2 protein-coding genes are annotated in these 5,428 nt (G+C 69.1%); both read right to left on the bottom strand.

Going from position 1 to position 5,428, the window contains the following annotated elements; genetic code table 11:
• Positions 1–246: 246 nt before the first annotated feature.
• Complete coding sequence (locus tag ACIRDX_RS20180) at positions 247–3,363, bottom strand: efflux RND transporter permease subunit (protein ID WP_396627235.1); 3,117 nt, start codon at positions 3,361–3,363, stop codon at positions 247–249.
• The coding region (locus tag ACIRDX_RS20175; RefSeq protein WP_396627234.1) for an efflux RND transporter permease subunit at positions 3,360–5,428 on the bottom strand (2,069 nt) is incomplete at its 5' end. The genes ACIRDX_RS20175 and ACIRDX_RS20180, both read right to left, overlap by 4 nt.

The following is a 5,428-nucleotide window of genomic DNA, read 5'->3' as shown; positions in this document are numbered from 1 at the left end:
GTGGCCGAGCAGGACGGGCCCGTGTCGATGTACGTCAACGATGCGCTGGTGCCGTGCCTGGCCTGGGACTGTCTCTACCGCAACAACGCTGGTGGTCCCGCGACCGTGCGCATCGTGCCCGCCGACGGGCCGCCGTTGCCCCCGGTCGTCGCGCGCGACACGTGTGGGGGCAGGTAAGGGCCACAGGCTACGGGCTACAGGCAGCCTGTCGCCTGCAGGCTGTAGCCGTCGGAGCGGTCGTGGGCCTCAGGCGTGGCGCATCGGCGGGGCGTCGCGGACCACTTCGTCGGCCACGCTGCGTCCGCGCCGACGGTTGACCTTCACGCGCATGTTCTCGAGGTAGAGGTACACGACGGGCGTCGTGTAGAGCGTGAGCACCTGGCTCACCACGAGGCCACCGACGATGGCCGTGCCCAGCGGCTGGCGCATCTCCGCGCCCTCACCGGCGCCCAGCATCAGGGGCAGTGCCCCGAGCAGCGCCGACATCGTCGTCATCAGGATGGGGCGCAGGCGCAGCATGCAGGCGTCGCGGATCGCCTGTTCGGGCGTCAGGCCCCGCTCGCGCTCCAGCTGCAGCGCCACGTCGATCATGAGGATGGCGTTCTTCATGACGACGCCGATGAGCAGGAACAGCCCCAGCAGGGCGACGAGGCTGAACTCCGTCTTCAGCAGCAGCAGGGCGAGCAACGCGCCGGCGCCGGCCGAGGGAATCGTCGAGAGAATCGTCAGCGGGTGCAGGTAGCTCTCGTAGAGCACGCCGAGCACGATGTACACGATGAGCAGGGTGCCGAGGATGGCGAGGGGCTGGTTGCCCTGCAGCCGGTTGAACAGGCTCGCGTTGCCCTGCAGCCGGCCCTGGATGTTGGTCGGCAGCGTCAGCAGCGACACGGCGCGGGTGATGGCGGCCTCGGCCTGGCTCAGGCTCACGCCGGGCGCGAGCTCGAACGACACGTTCTCCGACGCGAACTGGTCGTTGCGGCTGATGCGGTCGTTGGCCGACGTGCGCGTGTAGCGGCTGAAGGTCGACAGCGGCACCCGGCTTCCGGTGGCCGTCACGACGTGCACCTGGTCGAGCGCTTCCGGCCCCTGCGCGAACTGCGGCGCCACTTCCATCACCACACGGTACTGGTTCATCGCGTTGTAGATGGTCGAGACCTGGCGCTGGCCGAAGGCGTTGTTGAGCGCCTGCGTGACCGTGGCCATCTCGATGCCGAGCTGGCGCGCCGCCTCGCGATCGACCTCCAGCGTGATCTGCTGGCTCGACACGAGTTCGTCCTCGATGCCCGTGAGCTCGGGCAGCGGCTTCAGGGCATCGCGCACGCGCTGGGCCCACACGCGCAGGTCGGCCAGGTTGTCCGAACGCAGCGTGTACTGGTACGACCCGCCGCCGAACCCGCCGCCGAAGCGGATGTCCTGATCGACGTTGAGCCACAGCCGGGCGCCCGGCACCTTGGGCAGCGTGCGCCGGATGCGCTCGGCGACGAGCTGGCCCGACACCTTGCGCTCCTGGAGCGGCCTGAGCCGCACGAAGATCTGGGCGTTGTTGATGCCGCGGCCGCCGCCGATGAACCCGGCAACGCTCTCCACGGCCGGGTCGCGCAGCACCGCCTGGCGGAAGGCCTCGATCTTGGGCTGCATGATCTGGAACGACATGCCGTCGTCGCCGCGGATGAAGCCGCCGAGCTGGCCCGTGTCCTGCTGCGGCAGGAAGCTCTTGGGCGCGCTCGTGTACAGGTGCACGGTGAACGCGGCCACGCCGATGAGGATCATCAGGACGATCGGCGCATGGTCGAGGGCCCACCCGAGCGACCGGCCATAGCCGCGCCGCAGCCACGCGAACGCGCCGTCGCTGATCGCCTGCAGGCGGCCAGGCCGGGCCGCCGATCGCGCCACCAGCCAGCGGGCGCACAGCATCGGCGTCAGCGTGAGCGACACCACCAGCGAGATCAGGATCGCCGACACGAGCGTGATCGAGAACTCGCGGAACAGGCGCTCGACGATGCCGCCCATGAACAGGATCGAGACGAACACCGCCACGATCGACAGGTTCATGGAGAGCAGCGTGAAGCCGACCTCCTTGGCGCCCATGTAGGCGGCGTCGAGCGGCGTCATGCCCTCCTCGACGTGACGCGAGATGTTCTCCAGCACGACGATGGCGTCGTCGACGACCAGCCCGGTGGCGACGATGAGCGCCATCAGCGAGAGGTTGTTGAGGGAGAAGCCCCAGAGGTACATCACCGCGCAACTGCCGATGAGGGCGACCGGGACGGCGGTGACCGGAATCATCGCCGCGCGCGCGTTGGCCAGGAACAGCAGGACCACCAGGATGACCAGGCCCACCGCGATGAGCAGGGTCTTGCGCGCCTCGTGCAGCGTCGCCCGGATGGTCGGCGACCTGTCGCTCGCCACGTCGAGCGTGACGCCCGCCGGGAGGAAGGCGCGCAGGGCCGGCAACTGCGCCGTCACGCCGTCGACGGTCGCGATGATGTTGGCCTGTGCCTGTCGGCTGACGACCAGCAGCACCGCGTCCTTGTCGTTGAAGAAGCCGGCGTTGTAGCGGTCCTCGATCCCGTCGTAGACCCGGGCCACGTCGCCGAGGCGGACGGGGGCGCCGTTGCGGTAGGTGATGATCAGCGGCTGGTAGTCGGCCGCCTTCGAGAGCTGGTCGCTGGCCTGGATCTGCCAGTGGCGCTCGCTGTCCTCGATCATGCCCTTGGGTCGCAGCAGGTTGGCGCTGCCGATGGCCTGCCGGACCTGGTCCAGCGAGATGCCGTACTGCGTGAGCGCCTGCGGCTGCAACTCGACGCGCACGGCGGGGAGCGATCCGCCGCCCACGGTGACGTCGCCGACGCCGGTCACCTGCGCCACCTTCTGCGCCAGCACCGTCGAGGCGAGGTCGTAGAGCTGGCTGGTGCTGGCCGTGTCCGAGGTCAGCGCGAGCAGCATGATCGGCGCCTGCGACGGGTTGACCTTGCGGTACGACGGCATGCCCGGCAGCGCGCTGGGCAGCAGCGACCGCGAGGCATTGATCGCCGCCTGCACCTCGCGCGCCGCGGTGTCGATGTTCTTGTTCAGGTCGAACTGGATGTTGATGCGCGTCGAGCCCTGCGAGCTCTGCGACGTCAGCTCGTTGACGCCGGCGATGGTGCCGAGCGCGCGTTCGAGGGGCGTGGCCACGCTCGAGGCCATCGTCTCGGGGCTGGCGCCCGGCAACGACGCCCCGACCGAGATGGCCGGGAAGTCGACCTGCGGCAGCGGCGACACGGGCAGCAGCATGTAGCCGAGTGCGCCGACCAGCACCACGGAGATGCTGAGCAGCGTCGTCGCGACCGGCCGGCTGATGAAGGGCGACGAGAGACTCATGCCGTGACGTCCTCCACCGCGAGGGGGCGTGGCTCCGATCGCCACGCGTGCCCGAGGCGATCGAAGAAGAGGTAGATCGCCGGGGTGGTGAACAGCGTGAGCACCTGGCTCACCAGCAGCCCGCCGACCATCACCAGGCCGAGCGGCTGGCGCATCTCGGCGCCCGACCCCGACGACAGCATCAGCGGCAGCGCGCCGAACAGCGCCGCCAGCGTCGTCATCAGGATCGGCCGGAACCGCAGCAGCGCCGCCTTGTAGATGGCATCGCGCGGGCTCAGGCCCTCGGTGCGCTCGGCGTCGAGGGCGAAGTCGATCATCATGATCGCGTTCTTCTTCACGATGCCGATCAGCAGGATGATGCCGATGACCGCGATCAGGCTGAGGTCGGTGCCGGTCATCAGCAAAGCGAGGAGCGCGCCCACGCCCGCCGACGGCAGCGTCGAGAGAATCGTGATGGGGTGGATGTAGCTCTCGTAGAGCACGCCGAGCACCACGTACATGGTGACGATGGCGGCGAGCACCAGCAGCAGCGTGCTGTCGAGCGACGACCGGAAGGCCGCGGCCGCGCCCTGGAAGGTCGTCTGGATGCTGGCCGGCATGCCGAGCTCGCGCTGCGCCTCCTCGATGGCCTCGACGGCCCGGCCGAGCGAGGCGCCCTTGGCCAGGTTGAACGACATGGTGACGGCGGGGAACTGGCCGGCGTGGTTGATCACCAGCGGCGTGTTGCGATCCTCCACCGAGGCGATGCTCGACAGGGGGATCTGCCGTCCGTCCGACGTCGCCACGAACACCTGGCCGAGGGCCTCCGGCCCGATCTGGAAACGGGGCGCGACCTCGAGCACCACGCGGTACTGGTTGGCCTGCGTGTAGATGGTCGAGATCAGGCGCTGCCCGAAGGCGTCGTACAGCGCGTCGTCGATGGCCGACACGCGGATGCCGAGCCGGCTGGCGGCGTCGCGGTCGATGTCGAGGAACGCCTGGAGCCCGCGGTCCTGCAGGTCGCTGGCGACATCGGCCAGGTACGGCGACTGCTGGAGCTTCGCCACCAGCCTGGGCACCCACAGGCTGAGGCGCGCCGCATCGGGATCCTCGAGCGTGAACTGGAACTGGGTGCGGCTGACCCGGTCCTCGATGGTCAGGTCCTGCACCGGCTGCATGTACAGCGTGATGCCGGGCACGCGCGCGACGCGCTCGCGCAGGGAGGCGATGATCTCGGTGGCCGACCTGGTGCGCTGGTCGCGTGGCGTCAGCGTGACCAGCATGCGGCCGCTGTTGAGCGTCGCATTGGCGCCGTCCACGCCGATGAACGACGACAGCCCCTTGACGTCCGGCTCCTCGAGGATGGCCCGCGCCGCCGCGCGCTGGCGCTCCGCCATCGCCGCGAACGACACCGACTGCGGCGCCTCGCTGATCACCTGGATGGCGCCCGTGTCCTGCACCGGGAAGAAGCCCTTGGGCACGATCAGGTACAGCCACACCGTGAGCGCCAGGGTCGCCACGGCCACGAACAGGGTGAGCGTCTGGTAGCGCAGCGCCACGTTCAGCATCCGCCCGTACAACGCGATGATGTCGTCGAGGAACTTCCCGGTCATCGTGAAGAGGCGGCCGTGCTGCTCGGATGCCTCGGCCTTCAGCAGGCGGGCGCACATCATCGGCGTGAGCGTCAGCGACACCACGAGCGAGATGAGGATCGACACCGCGAGCGTGATCGCGAACTCGCGGAACAGGCGCCCCACGACGTCGGCCATGAACAGCAGCGGGATCAGCACCGCGATCAGCGACACGGTGAGCGAGACGAGCGTGAACCCGATCTGGCGGGCGCCCTCGAGCGCGGCCTCCATCGGCGTCGCGCCCTCTTCCAGGTAGCGCGCGATGTTCTCCACCATCACGATGGCGTCGTCGACCACGAAGCCCGTGGCGATGGTCAGGGCCATCAGTGTGAGGTTGTTGATGGAGAAGCCGGCCAGGTACATCACGCCGAACGTGCCGATGAGCGACAGCGGCACCACGACGCTCGGGATGATGGTGGCCGGGATGTTGCGCAGGAAGACGAACGTGACGAGCA

This window comes from Luteitalea sp. (genome assembly GCF_044337415.1).
Classification (GTDB): Bacteria; Acidobacteriota; Vicinamibacteria; order Vicinamibacterales; family Vicinamibacteraceae; genus Luteitalea.
Note: the sequence above shows the minus strand (reverse complement) of the source record. Positions and strands in the feature narration are given on the sequence as shown.